Annotated in this window: 13 protein-coding genes; 6 read left to right on the forward strand and 7 right to left on the reverse strand. The window is 70.7% G+C overall.

What is annotated here, in order from left to right; genetic code table 11:
• Positions 1-43 precede the first annotated feature (43 nt).
• A complete protein-coding gene (locus NDI79_RS10570) occupies positions 44-1,009 on the reverse strand; it encodes a D-2-hydroxyacid dehydrogenase (RefSeq protein ID WP_310928430.1) in 966 nt (321 codons plus the stop codon).
• Positions 1,010-1,147: 138 nt separating this feature from the next.
• Between NDI79_RS10570 and NDI79_RS10575 the strand changes: the two genes are divergently transcribed.
• The 3 genes from NDI79_RS10575 to NDI79_RS10585 all read left to right on the forward strand — a co-directional run bounded on the left by NDI79_RS10575 (position 1,148) and on the right by NDI79_RS10585 (position 6,016).
• Positions 1,148-2,893 (forward strand): sensor histidine kinase, encoded by a 1,746-nt coding sequence (locus tag NDI79_RS10575; protein WP_310928431.1) that lies wholly within the window; start codon positions 1,148-1,150, stop codon positions 2,891-2,893.
• 54 nt (positions 2,894-2,947) lie between these two features.
• Positions 2,948-4,333, forward strand: coding sequence for an NAD(P)/FAD-dependent oxidoreductase (locus NDI79_RS10580; protein ID WP_310928432.1), 1,386 nt, complete (start codon positions 2,948-2,950; stop codon positions 4,331-4,333).
• Positions 4,334-4,828: 495 nt separating this feature from the next.
• Positions 4,829-6,016: an acetamidase/formamidase family protein gene (locus NDI79_RS10585; protein ID WP_310928433.1), complete on the forward strand. Its 1,188-nt coding sequence runs from the start codon at positions 4,829-4,831 to the stop codon at positions 6,014-6,016.
• Between the two features lie 15 nt (positions 6,017-6,031).
• Here the strand turns inward: NDI79_RS10585 and NDI79_RS10590 are convergent, their stop codons facing one another.
• From NDI79_RS10590 to pdhA, 5 genes are all read right to left on the reverse strand, one after another.
• Positions 6,032-8,431, reverse strand: a complete 2,400-nt coding sequence (locus NDI79_RS10590; RefSeq protein ID WP_310928434.1) for a xanthine dehydrogenase family protein molybdopterin-binding subunit — start codon at positions 8,429-8,431, stop codon at positions 6,032-6,034.
• On the reverse strand, positions 8,428-9,387 hold the full coding sequence (locus NDI79_RS10595; protein WP_310928435.1) for an FAD binding domain-containing protein: 960 nt from the start codon (positions 9,385-9,387) through the stop codon (positions 8,428-8,430). The genes NDI79_RS10590 and NDI79_RS10595 overlap by 4 nt, the downstream gene beginning before the upstream one ends.
• Before the next feature lies 1 nt (position 9,388).
• Positions 9,389-9,919, reverse strand: coding sequence for a (2Fe-2S)-binding protein (locus NDI79_RS10600; RefSeq protein ID WP_310928436.1), 531 nt, complete (start codon positions 9,917-9,919; stop codon positions 9,389-9,391).
• Positions 9,920-10,116: 197 nt separating this feature from the next.
• The gene (locus NDI79_RS10605; protein WP_310928437.1) at positions 10,117-11,085 is read right to left on the reverse strand and encodes an alpha-ketoacid dehydrogenase subunit beta; all 969 of its coding nucleotides are present in this window, start codon (positions 11,083-11,085) and stop codon (positions 10,117-10,119) included.
• Complete coding sequence (gene pdhA / locus NDI79_RS10610) at positions 11,075-12,154, reverse strand: pyruvate dehydrogenase (acetyl-transferring) E1 component subunit alpha (RefSeq protein WP_310928438.1); 1,080 nt, start codon at positions 12,152-12,154, stop codon at positions 11,075-11,077. Before pdhA ends, NDI79_RS10605 begins: the two co-directional genes overlap by 11 nt.
• A gap of 118 nt (positions 12,155-12,272) precedes the next feature.
• Here pdhA and NDI79_RS10615 point away from each other — a divergent pair, with 118 nt between their 5' ends.
• Together NDI79_RS10615 and NDI79_RS10620 are read left to right on the forward strand one after the other, a co-directional pair.
• Positions 12,273-12,686: a hypothetical protein gene (locus NDI79_RS10615; RefSeq protein WP_310928439.1), complete on the forward strand. Its 414-nt coding sequence runs from the start codon at positions 12,273-12,275 to the stop codon at positions 12,684-12,686.
• Between the two features lie 76 nt (positions 12,687-12,762).
• Positions 12,763-13,251 carry a YciE/YciF ferroxidase family protein gene (locus NDI79_RS10620; RefSeq protein WP_310928440.1) on the forward strand — a complete coding sequence of 163 codons (489 nt, stop codon included), beginning with the start codon at positions 12,763-12,765 and terminating at the stop codon, positions 13,249-13,251.
• Positions 13,252-13,279: 28 nt separating this feature from the next.
• Here the strand turns inward: NDI79_RS10620 and NDI79_RS10625 are convergent, their stop codons facing one another.
• Complete coding sequence (locus NDI79_RS10625; RefSeq protein ID WP_310928441.1) at positions 13,280-13,957, reverse strand: helix-turn-helix domain-containing protein; 678 nt, start codon at positions 13,955-13,957, stop codon at positions 13,280-13,282.
• An 85-nt stretch (positions 13,958-14,042) separates the two neighbouring features.
• Here NDI79_RS10625 and NDI79_RS10630 point away from each other — a divergent pair, with 85 nt between their 5' ends.
• Positions 14,043-14,999 carry an alpha/beta fold hydrolase gene (locus NDI79_RS10630; RefSeq protein ID WP_310928442.1) on the forward strand — a complete coding sequence of 319 codons (957 nt, stop codon included), beginning with the start codon at positions 14,043-14,045 and terminating at the stop codon, positions 14,997-14,999.
• Positions 15,000-15,008: the final 9 nt, after the last annotated feature.

A 15,008-nucleotide genomic window follows, 5' to 3' on the forward strand; every position in this document is an offset into this window, starting at 1 on the left:
ACACCGTAAAACGCGAGAGAACGACCCGAAATCAGTCGACTACCTACACCTGATTCCGCAGTTCTTCTTCACCGGATTCCAACCGCTCCAGATTCTCCTCGATGATGTCGGTCATGCGCTCCCAGTACTCCGGCGTGTGACCCGCGTTGTGCGGCGTGATGAGCACGTTGTCGAAGCCCCACAGTTCGTGGTCGTCCGGGAGCGGTTCGGGGTCGGTTACGTCGAGAGCGGCGCCGCGGACGGCGTTGCCGCGCAGGGCGTCCAGCAGGGCGTCGGTGTCGACGACGGGGCCGCGGCCGACGTTTATCAGCACCGTTTCGGGGTCCATCGTCTTGAACGCGTCCGCGTCGAGGATACCCCGCGTGGTGTCGGTGAGCGGACAGGCGACGACGACGTAGTCCGAACGGGCGAGGGCGTCGTGGAATCCCGACTCGTCCTCGAAGCCGACGACTTCGTCCGTGGGGCCGCCCTTCTCCGGGGAGTAGCGCACGCCGATAGTGTCGACGCCGAACGGTTCCAGACGGTCGACGACGGCCTGTCCGATGGCGCCGAGTCCGAGCACCGTCACCGTCGAGCCCTGTAGCTCGTAGGTAGGGTACGAGCGCCACTCGTTGCGCTGTTTCTGCCGCCAGCCGACGTGGAAGCGGCGGGAGAAGGAGAGGATGCCCCCGAGCACTTGCTCGGCGATGTTCGGCCCGTGGACGCCCGAGGCGTTGGTGACGGCGACGCCGCGGTCGTCGAGCGCTTCGAGGGGGAGGTGGCCCGTTCCCGCGAACACGCAGGCGAACAGTTCGAGGTTCTCCGCCGCTTCGAGTGCGTCCTCCTCGATGGAAAAGCCGGTCGCGACAGGCACCCGTTTCAGAAGCTCCCGCTCCTCCGCCGGCGTCCGCGCGAGGGCGATATCCTTCTCGGGAAGCCGCTCTCCGAGCGTCTCCGCGTACTCCTCGGCGGACAGTCCGTGAATCTTCTGTCGGAGCACCGCGATGTCGGGGGCGTCGTCTTGACTCATCGTTGGCAGTCCCTTCCGAAAGCGGCTACAAAGGACCACCTCATCCGGCGGGCGGTGCCGTTTCCGGTGGCGTCCGTCGTGTCGCTCGGCAGACGAATCAATTAAGGACGGACGAGGTGAGAGTTCACCGACAGAGTCGTGTTCGAAGACCCGACGACGGCGTACCTGTTCGCGCACCTCCTCTCGGGTGTGGTCGCGGCGTCGGCCGCCCTGTGGGCGCTCCGTCGGACGGACGTAACCGGGTCGCGGACGTTCGCCGCGCTGATGGCCGCCGACGCCGCCTGGGTGCTGGCTTCCGGGGTCGAGGTGCTCGCCCGCCGGCCCTCGCTCGTCGTCTCGGCGGCCGTCACCCGAACGCTGCTCGCCCTGACCGTCGTCGTGGTCTGGTTCCGCTTCGCCTCCGTCTACAGCGGACGGACCCGCGTCCGCCGCGACCCCGCGATGCTCGCCGTTCTCGCCGGCTACATCGCCCTCGTCGCGGCGGTGCTGACGGCGCCGGACCCGTTCCTCCTCGCGGACGCTCCGTTCCCGCACACCGTCGCCCGCGACGACCCGTCCTCGCTCGCCGGACTCGCGTACTCCGGGGTGTGCATCTTCGCCGGTATCGCCCGCCTCGGGTCGCTGTCGCTCCGGTCGCGGCACCGCTCCTCCGGCGCCGTCGCCCTGCTGGTCGTCACCGCCGTCGTCGCGACGCTCCCGCGGGCCGCAGAGGAGGCGGGACTGGTGCCCGTCCCGACGTTCGACCACACGGCCCTCGGTGTCGGGTTCTTCGTCGTCGGCGCCGCCGTCTCGGTCTTCGGACGCGGCTTCCTCAGCGTCGACCCCGTGGCCCGCGACGTGTTGTTCGAGGAGTTGAGCGACCCCGTCGTCGTCGTCGACGGGCGCGGCCGGGTCGCGGACTACAACGCCGCGGCCGCGGCGCTCTGCGACCGACTCGCCGACGGCGACGCCGTCGGCGACCCCTACGAGACGGCCTGCGCGGAACTCGCCGCCGTGGTTCCGCTTCGACTCGACGAGGGGACGGACGCCGGCGAGACGAGCGACGACGACGACGCCGAGGAGGTCAGCCTCCGGGTGGGCGGCGACTGGCGCCACTTCGCCGTCCGCCGTTCGACCCCCTCGACGGGGGCGAGCACCGGCCGCGCCCTCGTCTTCCAGGACGTGACCGCCCTCGTCGCCTACCGGCGCGAACTGGAGCGACAGAACGAGCAACTCGACCGGTTCGCCCGGACGGTCACCCACGACCTGCGGAACCCGCTGAACGTCGCGCAGGGCTATCTCGAACTCGCCGACGGCGACGTGGACGCCGCCGCGACCGGGACCTTGGACCCCGCGCGGGCGGCGTCCCTCCGGGAGCGATTCGACACCGTCGCCGACACGCACGACCGGATGCGCGACATCGTCGACGACCTGCAGACGCTGGCGCGGAAGGGCAAATCGGTCGAGGAGACCGAACGCGTCCGCCTCGGGGAGGCGGCGGAGGCGGCGTGGAGCACCGTCCCGACGGCGGGGGCGACGCTGGCCGTCGTCGCCGACGGCGTCGTCGTCGCGGACCGCTCGCGCCTGCTCAGCGTCTTCGAAAACCTGTTTCGGAACTCGGTGGAGCACGGGTCCGGCGACGGCCGAGGCGTCCGCATCGAGGTGGCGATAACGGACGACGGCTTCGTCGTCTCCGACGACGGCGAGGGCGTCGACCCCGTCGAACGCGAGCAGGTCTTCGAGTACGGCTACACCACCTCTCGGCGGGGCACCGGCCTCGGTCTCTCCATCGTCAGGACGATGGCCGAGTCCCACGGGTGGTCGGTGCGCGTCGACGACGCGGACGGCGGCGGGGCGCGGTTCGTCTTCACCGGCGCCGCGACCGTTCCCGACGGAGGCGAGTGAGGGCGCCGTCGCCGGTTCACCGGGTTTAATATCGAACCGAGAAGCAGTATCGGCATGGAGCGATTCGACGTCGTCATCGTCGGCGGCGGCCCCGCGGGGTCGGCCGCCGCGCACGCCGCCGCGGAGTCGGGCGCGTCGGCGGTGGTGCTGGAGAAAGGGGTGCCGCGGGCGGACCGCCCGGACCGCCTCGGTCCCGACTCGACGGACGCCGCGGGCATCCTCGACTACTGGGTCGACATCATGGGCATCCACCCCGACGAGATGCCCGAGGGGGTCGTCCTCTCGACGCTGGACCGCGCGGAGTTCGTCGGGCCGAACGAGTCGATGACGATGCGGACGACCGGGTTCGACGCCTCGTACGACCACTTCGGCTTCTGCATGCACCGCGCGCGCTTCGACGACTTCCTCCGCGACAGGGCGGAGGACGCGGGCGCGGAGTACCGCGTGAAGGCCTCCGTCCGCGACGTGGACACCGAGTTGGGAGCGAGTCCGCGCCACACCGTCCGCCTCGCGAACGGCGACGACGTGGCGGGCGAGTTCCTCGTCCTCGCGGACGGTCCGCAGCGACAGGTGACCAACCGGGTGCTCGACCGCTATCTCGACTTCGACGTCACCGACCGACTGGCGACGACGAAGGTGAACCACATCGCCTACCAGGAACACCGTCGCCTGCCGGAGGAAGTCGCCCGCGAGGTGGAGGGCGCCATCAAATTCTGGTGGGGGTACATGCCCGGCCACACGGCCTATCCGTGGATATTCCCGAACGACGACAACGTCGCCCGCATCGGGTTGACGATGCCCATCGGCATCGACCTCTCGGAGGTAGAGGCCAGAGAGAAGTACAAGCTTCTGCGCGACTCCGACGAGCGAGTCCCGCAGGGCAAGGAGTACGTCCGGCGACTGCTCGAACAGGAGTACGGCGACGAGTACGACATCGAGGAGGACTTCCCGCTCGTCGAGGACCGCGGGAAGACGAAGGGAACCGAGACGTACGCGATATCGTCGACCCGGCCAATCGAATCGCCGACGGCGGCCGGTATCGCCGTCACCGGCGGCGCGATGGGCGCCACCTCGGCGTTCCACGAGGGCGGCGACCACGTCGCCGTGCGCACGGGCGCCATCGCGGGCGAACTCGCCGCCTCGGGCGACCTCTCGGCGTACAACGACCGCTGGAAGGACGCCATCGGCGACGAGGTGCGGCGCAACGTCGCTTTCGCGGACATCGTCCGGGGGTACGGCCCCGACGACTGGGACGACGCGTTCGCCGCCGCGCGGAAGATGATGGCGGCGAGTTCGCCGGGGGAACTGTTCGACCTGAGCGCGAGCACCCTCAAGATGGGCCTCACCGTCGGCCGGTTCGCCACCCGGTACAAACGGGCCAAGCGCAAGTTCCGCGGCGACCGCTACGTCCAGCTATCGGAGGAGGAGTACGCGCTCTGAGCGAGTCGGAACGCCCTTTATCCTCAGCGTCGTACCCTCGGGTGCGCGCCGTTAGTCCCCGCCCGAGTTGTCCCGTCACGGGAGCGATGAACAGGCGGAGAACCCAGGTGCGCGACAGTTCCGGACCGTCCGCGCCGCAAAGACGGACCGCCTGACACGAGGGTTTCCCGGTCGACGCGGCACGCCGCCTCGGGATGAGACCGGCCGTTAGTGTCTCGGGCGACACTTTCCGTATCCGAGCGACACCCGCGAACGCGCTCTCCGACTACTCGACGAGCAGTCGATACGCCGGAGTCACTCCCAGTCGTCGCCCTCCGAAACGCAGGTCTGGTCTCGGTTCGGAGAATTTCCCGGGAGTATGCCAACGTGTGGGAGAAAACGTATCCGTTAGTTGGCTCAGAAGTAGTCAATAGGTCGTATTATCCAGATCGGGTCGCAAAACTCGCACAAACGGGCATTTACATCCACTTCCTGACACTTCGAGAGAACGTAGCAATGAAGAGACGAACCATGATGAAGGCGGCGAGCGCGTTGGGAATCACGGGTGCCGGGGCGGCCACCTTGGGAGAGAACGTCGACGTGACGGCGGCACAGGAGACCGAAACGGCGGAGGGAACCGAAACGGCGACCGACGGGGAAGACGAGGACTCCGAGGGCACCTACGAGGCCGACTACGTCGTGGAGTCGACACCCGAGAACGTCGTCTGGGGGGCAATCGACCCGACGAAAGAGCCGGTGCAGCGGGTGTCGTCGGGTTCCACCGTTCGAATCGAGACGATTTCGCACGAGGGAATCTTGGAGGACCAACCCGACCCCGAGGAGTTCTTCACGAACCGGGGCATCCCGGAGTCGGAGATTCTGGAGGACCAGGTCCGGGTGCACGACGAGGTTCCGCACGACGGAGCGGGACCCCACGTCGTCACCGGCCCGGTGTACGTCGAGGGCGCAGAACCGGGGGACGTCTTGGAGGTGGAAGTGCTCGATATCGAATTCCGCGTCCCGTACGGTGCGAACACCTTCCGGCAGGGGAAGGGAGGGTTGCCCTCCGAGTTCACGTGGAACGACAGCGAGGTCATCGAGTTCGACATAGAGCGCGGCGTGGCGTTGCTCGGCGACGACATCGAAATCCCGCTGACCCCGTTTCAGGGAATCATGGCGGTCGGCCCGAGTCCCACGACGGGGCGGGTGAACTCCGTCCCACCGGGTCCGTTCGGCGGTAACATCGACATTCAAGGGACGGGCACCGGGACGACGCTCTACTTCCCCGTGTTCACCGAGGGTGCCCTGTTCTTCACCGGCGACGGCCACGCGCTGCAGGGGAACGGCGAGGTGGACCTCACGGCGCTGGAGACGTCGCTGACGTCGACGTTCCGGTTCACCCTTCACAAGGACGCCGAGCAGATGGACTGGCCCGTCGCGGAGACGGACGAGGACGTGCTGGTGATGGGCATCGACGAGGACCTCGACCAGGCGATGGAACAGGCCCTTCGGGAGGCTATCTCCGTCCTCGTCCACCAGAAGGGGATGACGCCGACGGAGGCCTACCGCCTGTGCAGTCTGGCGGCCGACTTCAACGTTTCACAGATAGTCGACATCAACAAGGGAATCCACGGGAAGATTCCGAAGGGCGTCTTCGAGGCCGGATTCGAGGTGGACCCGACGAGCCTCGGCGAGAGTTTCTAACGGAGCGCCGCGTCCTCACGCGCCGTCGGTCTCGCGTATCGCGTCGAGGACGTTCTCCTCGGTCAGCGGCATGTCGACGTGCCGGATTCCGAGGGGCGAGAGCGCGTCGACGACGGCGTTCACCACCGTCGGCGGCGCGGCGATGGTGCCCGCCTCGCCGATGCCCTTGACGCCGATGGGGTTGCGCGGACTCGGCGTCACCGTCGCGCGCGTCTCGATGTCCGGGACGGAGGTGGCCCGCGGCAGGGCGTACGACAGCATCGAGTCGGTCAAGAGCGTCCCGTCGTCGCCGTACGCCGCGCCCTCGGAGCGCGCCTGTCCGATGCCCTGCGCGACGCCGCCGTGCACCTGCCCCTCGACGATGGTCGGGTTGACGCGTTCGCCGCAGTCGTCGACGGCGACGTACCGCTCTACTTCCACCGCGCCCGTCTCGGCGTCGACGGCGACGCGGGCGGCGTGCGTTCCGAACGCGTACGCCGTGCCGTCCGGTTCGTAGCGCGTCGACGCCTCGAAGGCGACGGCGGCGTCGCCGTCCGCGTCGCTCCCGTTCTCGCTCCTCGCCTCCCCCTCTTCGGATTCGACGGCGGCGCGCGCGACGGCCGCGAACGACACCGAACGCTCGGGCCGGCCGACGACGCGGAACGCGCCGGCCTCCGAGACGACGTCGGCGGCGTCGACGCCCAAGCGGCCGGCCGCGACGCTCCGGGCCTCCCGCAGCACGTCTCGCGCGCTCTCGACGACGGCGCTCCCGCCCGTAATCGTGCTTCGACTGCCGAACGTGCCCGTGCCGTCGGGCGTGTCGTCGGTGTCGCCCTCGACCACCTCGACGTCGTCGTACGGGACGCCGAGTTCGTCGGCGACGAGTTGGGCGTACGTCGTCTCGTGGCCCTGTCCGTGCGAGTGGGTGCCCGCGAAGACGACGACGCTCCCGTCGGGGCGGACGCGGACGACGCCGCGTTCGAAACCGCCGCCCGTCGACTCGGTGAAGCAGGCGACGCCGACGCCGCGGTAGCGGCCGTCGTCGGCCGGTTCGCCCGCCCGGTCGCGCGCCTCGTCGTACCCGATTGCGTCCAGCGCCTCGTCCAAGGCCGTCTCGTAGTCGCCGCTGTCGTAGGAGGCGCCGACGGCCGTCTCGTACGGGAACTCCTCGGGTCCGACGAGGTTCCGCCGCCGGAGTTCGACGGGGTCGATGCCGAGTTCGTCCGCGACGACGTCCATCAGTCGCTCGGTCACGTAGATGGCTTCCGGGCGGCCCGCGCCGCGGTAGGAGTGCACCGGCGCGGTGTTCGTGAAGACGGCGCGCGTCCGGCAGTGAATCGCGGGGATGCGGTACTGACTCGACAGGAGACGGCCGTACCACGCCGGCATCGAGGCGCCGCCGCCGAGGCCGTAGCCGCCGACGGCGGCGCGCGTGTCGACGCGCAGACCCCGTACCGAACCGTCGTCGTCGACGGCCAGTTCCGCGCTCGTCCGGTGGTCGCGGGCGTGCGCCCCCTCGCGGTAGTTCTCCGAACGGGTCGCCGTCCACTTGACCGGCCGGTAGAGTTCGCGGGCGCACCACGCGGCCATCGCCTCGCCCGGGTGGTGGTGTCCCTTGTGCCCGAACCCGCCGCCGACGCGCGGAACGACGACCCGGACCCGCCCCTCGTCGACGCCGAGCGTCTCCGAAAGCTTGCGCCGGTGGCCGTGCGGCGACTGACTCGTCATCTCGACGGTGAACTGCCCCCTGTCGGCGTCGTAGCGCGCGAGGGCCGCCCGCGGTTCGAGGGCGCTGGCGATCAGGCGGTTGTTCACTAACTCCAGTTCCACCACCCGGTCGGCGGCCGCGAACGCCTCCTCGGTCGCCGCCTCGTCCCCGAGTTCGGCGTCGAGGGCGACGTTGTTCGGAACCCCGTCGTACAGCGTCGGCGCCCCCGCTTCGGTCGCCTCGGCTGGGTCGACGACGGCCGGACGCGTCTCGTATCTCACGTCCACCGCCTCGACGGCGTCGCGGGCGACGTAGCGGTCCTCGGCGACGACGGCGGCGACGGGTTGGCCCTCGTAGCGAATCCGGTCGCGGGCGAGCACCGGGTGTCCCGGTACCTCGCAGTCCAGCGACTCGGTCCGGATGGGCAGGACGCCGGGCGACGGCGAGGCGTCGATATCGTCCCACTCGTAGACGCCGAGGACGTCTCCCATCCCCTCGGCCTCGCTCGCGTCTATCGACTCGATTCGGCCGTGACCGACCGGACTCCGGACGAACGCGAGGTGCGCCGCGTCCGCCGAGAGGTCGTCGGTGTACGTCGCCCGCCCGGTGAGCAGTTCGGCGTCCTCGCGGCGGTCGATTCTCCGCCCGACGAGTCGGTCCTCCGAGGACGACCCGGCCGACACGTCGGACGCGTCACCGCCGACCCGCCCGTCGCGCGCGTCGCTCACCGGCGGTCACCTCCGTCGGCCGCGGCGGAGCGATGCGGCGGTCCGGTCGGCGTCGCCGCCGCGCCCGTCGCCCGGTCCAGCGCCGTCTCCAACGCTCGGCGAACGTGGACGGAGAGCACCTCGACGCGGTACGCGCCGGAGGCGTACGCGTCCGAGACGGCCGCCTCCGGGTCGACGCCCTCGGCCGCCCGGTCGGCGGCGGAGTCGACGCTGTCGGCGTCCGCCGACTCGCCTTCGAGGGCGCTCTCGACGGGCGCGAGTCGCCGCGGCGGGTCGGTCACGCCGTCGACGGCGACGCGGGCGTCGGTGACACGCCCGTCTTCGACGGTTACGACGGCGGCGACGCCGACCAGCGCGTACCCCGACGCGGGGTGCGTTTTCTTGACATAGGCCCCGCCGACGGCCGCCTCGCGCTTCTCGGCTCCGTCCGCGGTCGGAAGTCGAACCTCGGTCAGAATCTCCCCGTCGCGCAGGGCCGTCCCGCCACCGCCCGCGAAGAACTTCGCGGCGTCGACCTCCCGTACTCCGTCCGGACCGCGAGCGACGAGCGTCGCCTCCGAGGCGAGGGCCGCCGCGGGCGGGTCGGCCGACGGGTCGGCCTGCGCGAGGTTGCCGCCGACGGTGCCGCGGTTGCGTATCTGCACGTCGCCGACGCGCGAGACGGCCTCCGCGAACGCCGTCGCGCGGGACCACAGCGCCTCGCTCTCCACCGCGTCGGCGTACGTCGTCAGCGCCCCGACGGCGACCGCTCCGTCGCCCGCCTCGACGTACCGCAGGTCGTCGATACCGCCGATATCGACGAGCACGTCGGGGGCCTCGCGGCCGGCCTTCAGGTCCGGCAGCAGACCGTGGCCGCCGGCCAGCACCCGCACGTCCCGGTCGGAGAACTCCGCAAGGAGGTCCACCGCCTCCGCGACGCTCCCCGCCCGCCGGTAGCCGAACTGCGGCGGAAACATCTCACCGGCCTCCCGTCGGGGCATCGAGGTTCCGCAGCGAGTCGGCGGCCGACTCGACGGCGTTCACGACGTTGTGGTAGCCCGTACAGCGGCAGATGTTTCCCTTCAGCGACGCGCGAATCGCCTCGCGCGAGGGGTCCGGGTTCTCTTCGAGCACCTGCGCCGCCGTCATCACCATCCCCGGGGTGCAGTAGCCGCACTGGAGGCCGTGCTCCTCGTGGAACGCGCGCTGGATGGGGTGGAGGGCGTCCGCGGGGTCGTCGACGCCGGCGGTTCCTCCTTTCTCCCCGGCCAACCCCTCGACCGTCGTCACCTCCCCGCCGTCCGCCTGCACGGCCAAGAGCGTGCAGGACTTGACCGCCTCGCCGTCGAGGTGGACCGTGCAGACGCCGCACTTCCCGCTCTCACAACCGACGTTCGGGCCGGTGTAGTCCAGTCCGTCGCGCAGGGCGTGGACGAGCAGCGTGCGCGACTCGACCGTCAGTTCCTCCGTCGCACCGTTCACCGTCAGCGTGATGTCGTGTTCGTACATGGGAGCGTGGGGCGCGGTCCTCGTCCGCGGACGGGTCGCGGCGTCGACGGGGGCGCCCCCGCTCGGCGGCGACGACGGGCGACCCGAACCGTGCTGTCGAATCCCACGGAGGCGACTCCCATTATCGTTTGGTCGGCCGGCGAGCGACGCTGGCCGACACGCGCCGACTGTCCGACTGCCCCTCCGCCCGCGCCGCCTCAGGCCTCGACGGCCCGGCGAATCCCGGCGGCGATGCGCTCCTCGTCCGGGAGGTAGGCGTCCTCGCGGGCGAACATCGGCACCGGCACGTCGTAGCCGGTGACCCGTTCGGGCGGCGCTTCGAGGTGGTAGAACGCCGTCTCGGTGAGGCGCGAGACGATTTCGGCGCCGAAGCCGGCCGTCCCCGGCGCCTCGTGGACGACGACGCACCGTCCCGTCTTCTTCACCGACTCGGTGATGGTGTCCGTGTCGAGTGGGTAGATGGTTCGCGGGTCGACGACTTCCACGTCCGCGTCGACGTCGTCGACGGCGCTCAGCGTCCGTTGGAGCATCGACCCCCACGCGACGACGGTCACGTCCGCTCCCTCCTCGGCCACCGTCGCCTCGCCCAGCGGAACCACGTGGTCGCCGTCGGGGACGGACTCGCGGAGCGACCGGTACAGCCGCGTCGGTTCCATGAACACGACCGGGTCGGGGTCCCGAATCGACGCCGCGAGCAGGCCCTTGCCGTCGGCGGGCGAGGAGGGAATCACCACCTTCAGTCCGGGAACGTGGGCGAACCCGGCCTCGAAGCTCTCGGAGTGGTGTTCGAGCGCGTGGATGCCGCCGCCGTACGGCGTCCGAATCGTCATCGGACAGGCGAACCCGCCGCGCGAGCGACTCCGGAGGCGGGCGGCGTGCTGCTGTAACTGCGCGAACCCCTGGTAGAGGAACGACTGGAACTGTATCTCCGCGACGGGCCGCATCCCGGCGGCGGCGAGGCCGACGCCGGTGCCGACGATGCCCGATTCGCCGAGCGGGGAGTCGTACACGCGGTTCGGGAACTCGTCCAGCAGGCCGTCCGTCGCGCGGAAGACGCCGCCCGCGACGCCGACGTCCTCGCCGTAGAGGACGACCGAGTCGTCGCGCGCCATCTCCTCGCCGAGCGTCGCCTTCACCGCCTCGACCAGTCGCAGGTCACTCGCCATCGGCCTCACCTCCCTCGAACGCGGCCGCCTGACGCTTCAGCCACGGCGGCGTCTCCGCGTAGGCGTACTCGAACATGTCGGCGGGGTCGGCCTCGGCTGCCGTCCCCTTCGCGGCCGCGATAGCGTCCTCGAGTTCGGCCTCTATCTCCGCCGCGAGTTCCTCGACCCGTTCGTCGGTGAGTATCCCGCGCCCGCGGAGGTACGCCTCGAACCGGGCGATGGGGTCTCTGCGGTCCCAGTCGACCTCCTCTTCCTCCTCGCGGTACTTCCGCGGGTCGTCGGAGGTAGTGTGCATCGACCGGCGGTACGTCAGCGCCTCGACCAACACGGGGTCGCCCTCGCGCGCGCGTTCCAGCGCCAACCGCGTCGCCTCGTACACCGCCAGGGCGTCGTTGCCGTCCACCTGAATCCCGTCGATACCGGCCGCGACGGCCTTCTGCGCCAGCGTCTCCGCGCGCGTCTGGTTCTCTCTGGGCGTCGAGATGGCGTACTGGTTGTTCTGACAGAGGAAGACGGTGTGCGCGCCGTAGGCGCCCGCGGAGTTCAGCGCCTCGTACACGTCGCCCGTCGACGTGGCGCCGTCGCCGAAGTACGCGATGGCGGCGGCGTCCTCGTCGCGTATCGCCTGCGCCCAGCCGATGCCGACGGCGTGCAGCGCCTGCGACCCGACCGGAATCGCCGGCGGGAGCGCCCGGTCTTCGGCCGAACTCTCGGCGCCCTCTTCGAGCCCCATCGCGTAGGCGAGGACGTTCTCCATCGACGCGCCGCGCGTCAGCAGGGCCGCCTGCTCTCTGAACGCCGGGACGACCCAGTCGTCCTCGGCGAGGGCGGCGGCGCTGGCCACCTGCGCGGCCTCCTGTCCGACGCCGGGCGCGTACGTCCCCAACTCCCCCCGTCGCTGGAGGGCGACGGCGCGTTCGTCGAGTCGGCGCGCGCGCCGCATCGTCCGGTAGATGTCGAACAGCGTCTCCTCGGAGAGCGAGGGCTCCAACTCCTCGTCGACGCTCCCGTCGGGGGCGAGGATTTCGAGCGACTCCACGGAGAACTCGGCGATAGTCGTCCTTGGCATACGCGGGGACTCTCACCCCGTCGAGTTGAATCCTCGCCCCGACGCGGTCGGCCGCTCTCGGTCACCGGGTCGGCGGGGCCGGACGGCTATATCTGCTCGGCGAGCGAACGGAACCGGCGTGCATCCGAGATTTCTCTTCGCCCTCGCGGTCGCCGTGTCGGCGGTGTTCGCGGGCTGTCTGGGCGGACTGACGGGCGGCGACGCCGTCGAACCGCGCGAGTACCCCGAACGACCCCCGACGCTCGACGCCGAGACGGTCGGCCCGTACGCCGCCGCGCACGAGGAGGTGTACCGCCACAACGCCATCGTCGAAGAAGAGACCGAGGAGTTGCGGGAGATAGTCGTCGGCGCCGGCGTGCAGTCGGTCGAAGAACGCGGCGACGGCTACGAGGTGGTCGTCTCCGTCGGCTTCTACTACACCTTCGGCGACGACGGGAGCGGACGGCCCACCGGCATCGCCGACGGTCGCCCGTACGAGGCGACCTACTTCGTCAACGAGACGGCGACCGAACGCCTCGGAGACACGCTCTGAGCGGGAGGTTCTCGGCATTTTCGGAGGCCGCTCGGGCCACAAGCGTATTCCGGCGCACGCCACTGTACGCATCCGCATGTCTGTCGCGAACGCGGACGAACTGTTCGAGCACGAACTGCAAGACATCTACTTCGCCGCCCACGAACTCACCACCGCGTACGAGCGGATGGCGGAGTCGAGCGAGGACGAGGAAGTCGAAGAACTGTTCCGCTCGCACCTCGACGAGACGGCGACGCACATCGACCGACTGGTCGAGGTGTTCGAGGAGTCCGGCGAACCGCCGCAGACCGAGGAGTGCGAGGGAATCGAGGGTCTCCTGACCGAGTGGGAGGAGTTCCTCGAGGAGGGCGACTCCGGTCCCCTTCTGGACTACTACAACCTCGTCACCGCGACGAAGACCGAACGGTACGAGCAGTCGGCGTACGAGAGCCTCGTCGCCCTCGCCCGCGAGAGCGGCCGCGAAGACGCGGCGGAACTGCTGCAGCAGAACCTCGACGAGGACAAGGCGGCGCTGGAGGAGTTCTCCGAGGCGACGTCGAACTACGACTACGACTCGCTGTCCTGAATCCCGTTCCGGGCGGCCGACCGCTCCCCTACCGAACACACCCGTTTTCGCCCCCGTCGAGCGACTCCCGCGACGTGAACTCGTCGACCAGCGCCGCCTCCGCGCGGCGGAGCAGTTCGCCCGCGGTGCTCTTCGCGCAGTCGAGTTCGGCCGCGACGTCCGCGACGGTGCCCGTCCGAGGAACGTCGTAGTACCCGACCGCCGACGCCGCCGCCACCGCCTCGCGCCGCCGGTCGGTGAGCGCCGGCGTCGACCCGCCCCGCCGGAAGTCGCGGACGCGTTCGACCCGCACGTCGACCAACTCGTCGAGCGTCTCGTAGAACTCGCTCAGCGCCGCGCGCTCGCCGACCGCTTCGACCGTCGCCGTCCCGTCCCCGCGGAACGTCACCGGCGGGAGGAACGCCACTCGCGCCCCCGCGACGGCGGCCAACAGGGCGTCGTCGAACTCGAAGCGCGTCTGGCGGACGAAGGCGTAGGTGCCGCCGTCCTCCGCAACGAGAGCGGTCGTCGCCGCCGACTCCACCGCCGCGAGCAGTCCGCGCGTCGTCTCGGGCGAGGTGTCGAACCACGACAGCGTCGTCACCTCGTCCGTCGGCCCCCACGCGAGCAGTTCCATCCGCGAGGCGTCGTCGACCCGCGTCAGTCGGCGGTGGAGCGGGTGGATTCGCTCCGGCGGGTAGGTGACGCCGAACGCGACTCGGTTCACGCCGGAGACGCGGGAACGGGAGAGTATAAAACGCCGCACTGGTCCGGGAGTACCGACTCCCTCCTCGCGGACGAACCTCCGAGCGATGAACGAGGGTCGCGGCGGTACGGCGGACGGGGAGGCGGCGTCTCGGACGGCGACGGGACCGACGGAAACGAATTGCCCGACCGACGGCGAGTCGTCGGCGGCCGACGGGCCGGCCCCCCGGTCGGTCCGCCTGCCGGACGGTCGCCGCGTCGCGTACGCCGAGTACGGCGACCCCGAGGGCGTCCCGGTCTGTTTCCTCCACGGAACCCCCGGGTCGCGCCTCCTCGGCGGCCTGCTGGCGGACCGGGCGTCCGAGGCGGGCGTCCGCCTCCTCGCCCCCGACAGGCCGGGATACGGTCGTTCGGACGCCGAACCGGCCCGGACGCCGGCGGACGCCGGGCGAGTCGTCGCCGCGGTGGCGGACGAGGCGGGCGCCTCGCGCGTCGGCCTCGTCGGCTTCTCCGGCGGCGGCCCGCGCGCCCTCGCCGCGGCGGCGACGCGCGCCGACCGCGTGCGTCGCGTCGACGTCGTCGCCGGCGCCGTCCCCCCGTCCCTCCGTTCGTCGCCCCCGCGGACGCTCCGCCTCCTGGAGACGCTCTGCGAGCGAGCGCCGTCGCTGGCGGCGCGACTGGTCGGCGCACAGGCCCGACTCGCGCGGCGCGCCCCGCCGTCGCTCGTCGCCTCGCAGTACACCTCCGTCGACGGGGACCTCCCGAACGGCGTCGCCGACCTGGTCGCGCGCGACTTCGCGGCGGCGTTCGCCCGTCACCGGCGCGGATTCGTCGCAGAGACGCGTCTGCTCGCCCGACCGTGGGAGTTCTCACCGGAAGACGTCGCCGCGCCGGTCGGTCTGTGGCACGGGGACGAGGACGCGAACGTTTCCGTCGGCGGCGCGCGCCGCCTCGTGGCGCGGCTTCCGGACATGGACCTGACCGTCCTCGACGGCGCCGACCACCTGCGCTCGCTTCTCCGGAGTCGCGTCCCCGTCCTCGAACGGCACGCGGCGGGCAGGTGAGAGCGGAGG

It is taken from the genome of Halogeometricum sp. S3BR5-2, assembly GCF_031624635.1.
In the GTDB taxonomy this organism is placed as follows: domain Archaea; phylum Halobacteriota; class Halobacteria; order Halobacteriales; family Haloferacaceae; genus Halogeometricum; species Halogeometricum luteum.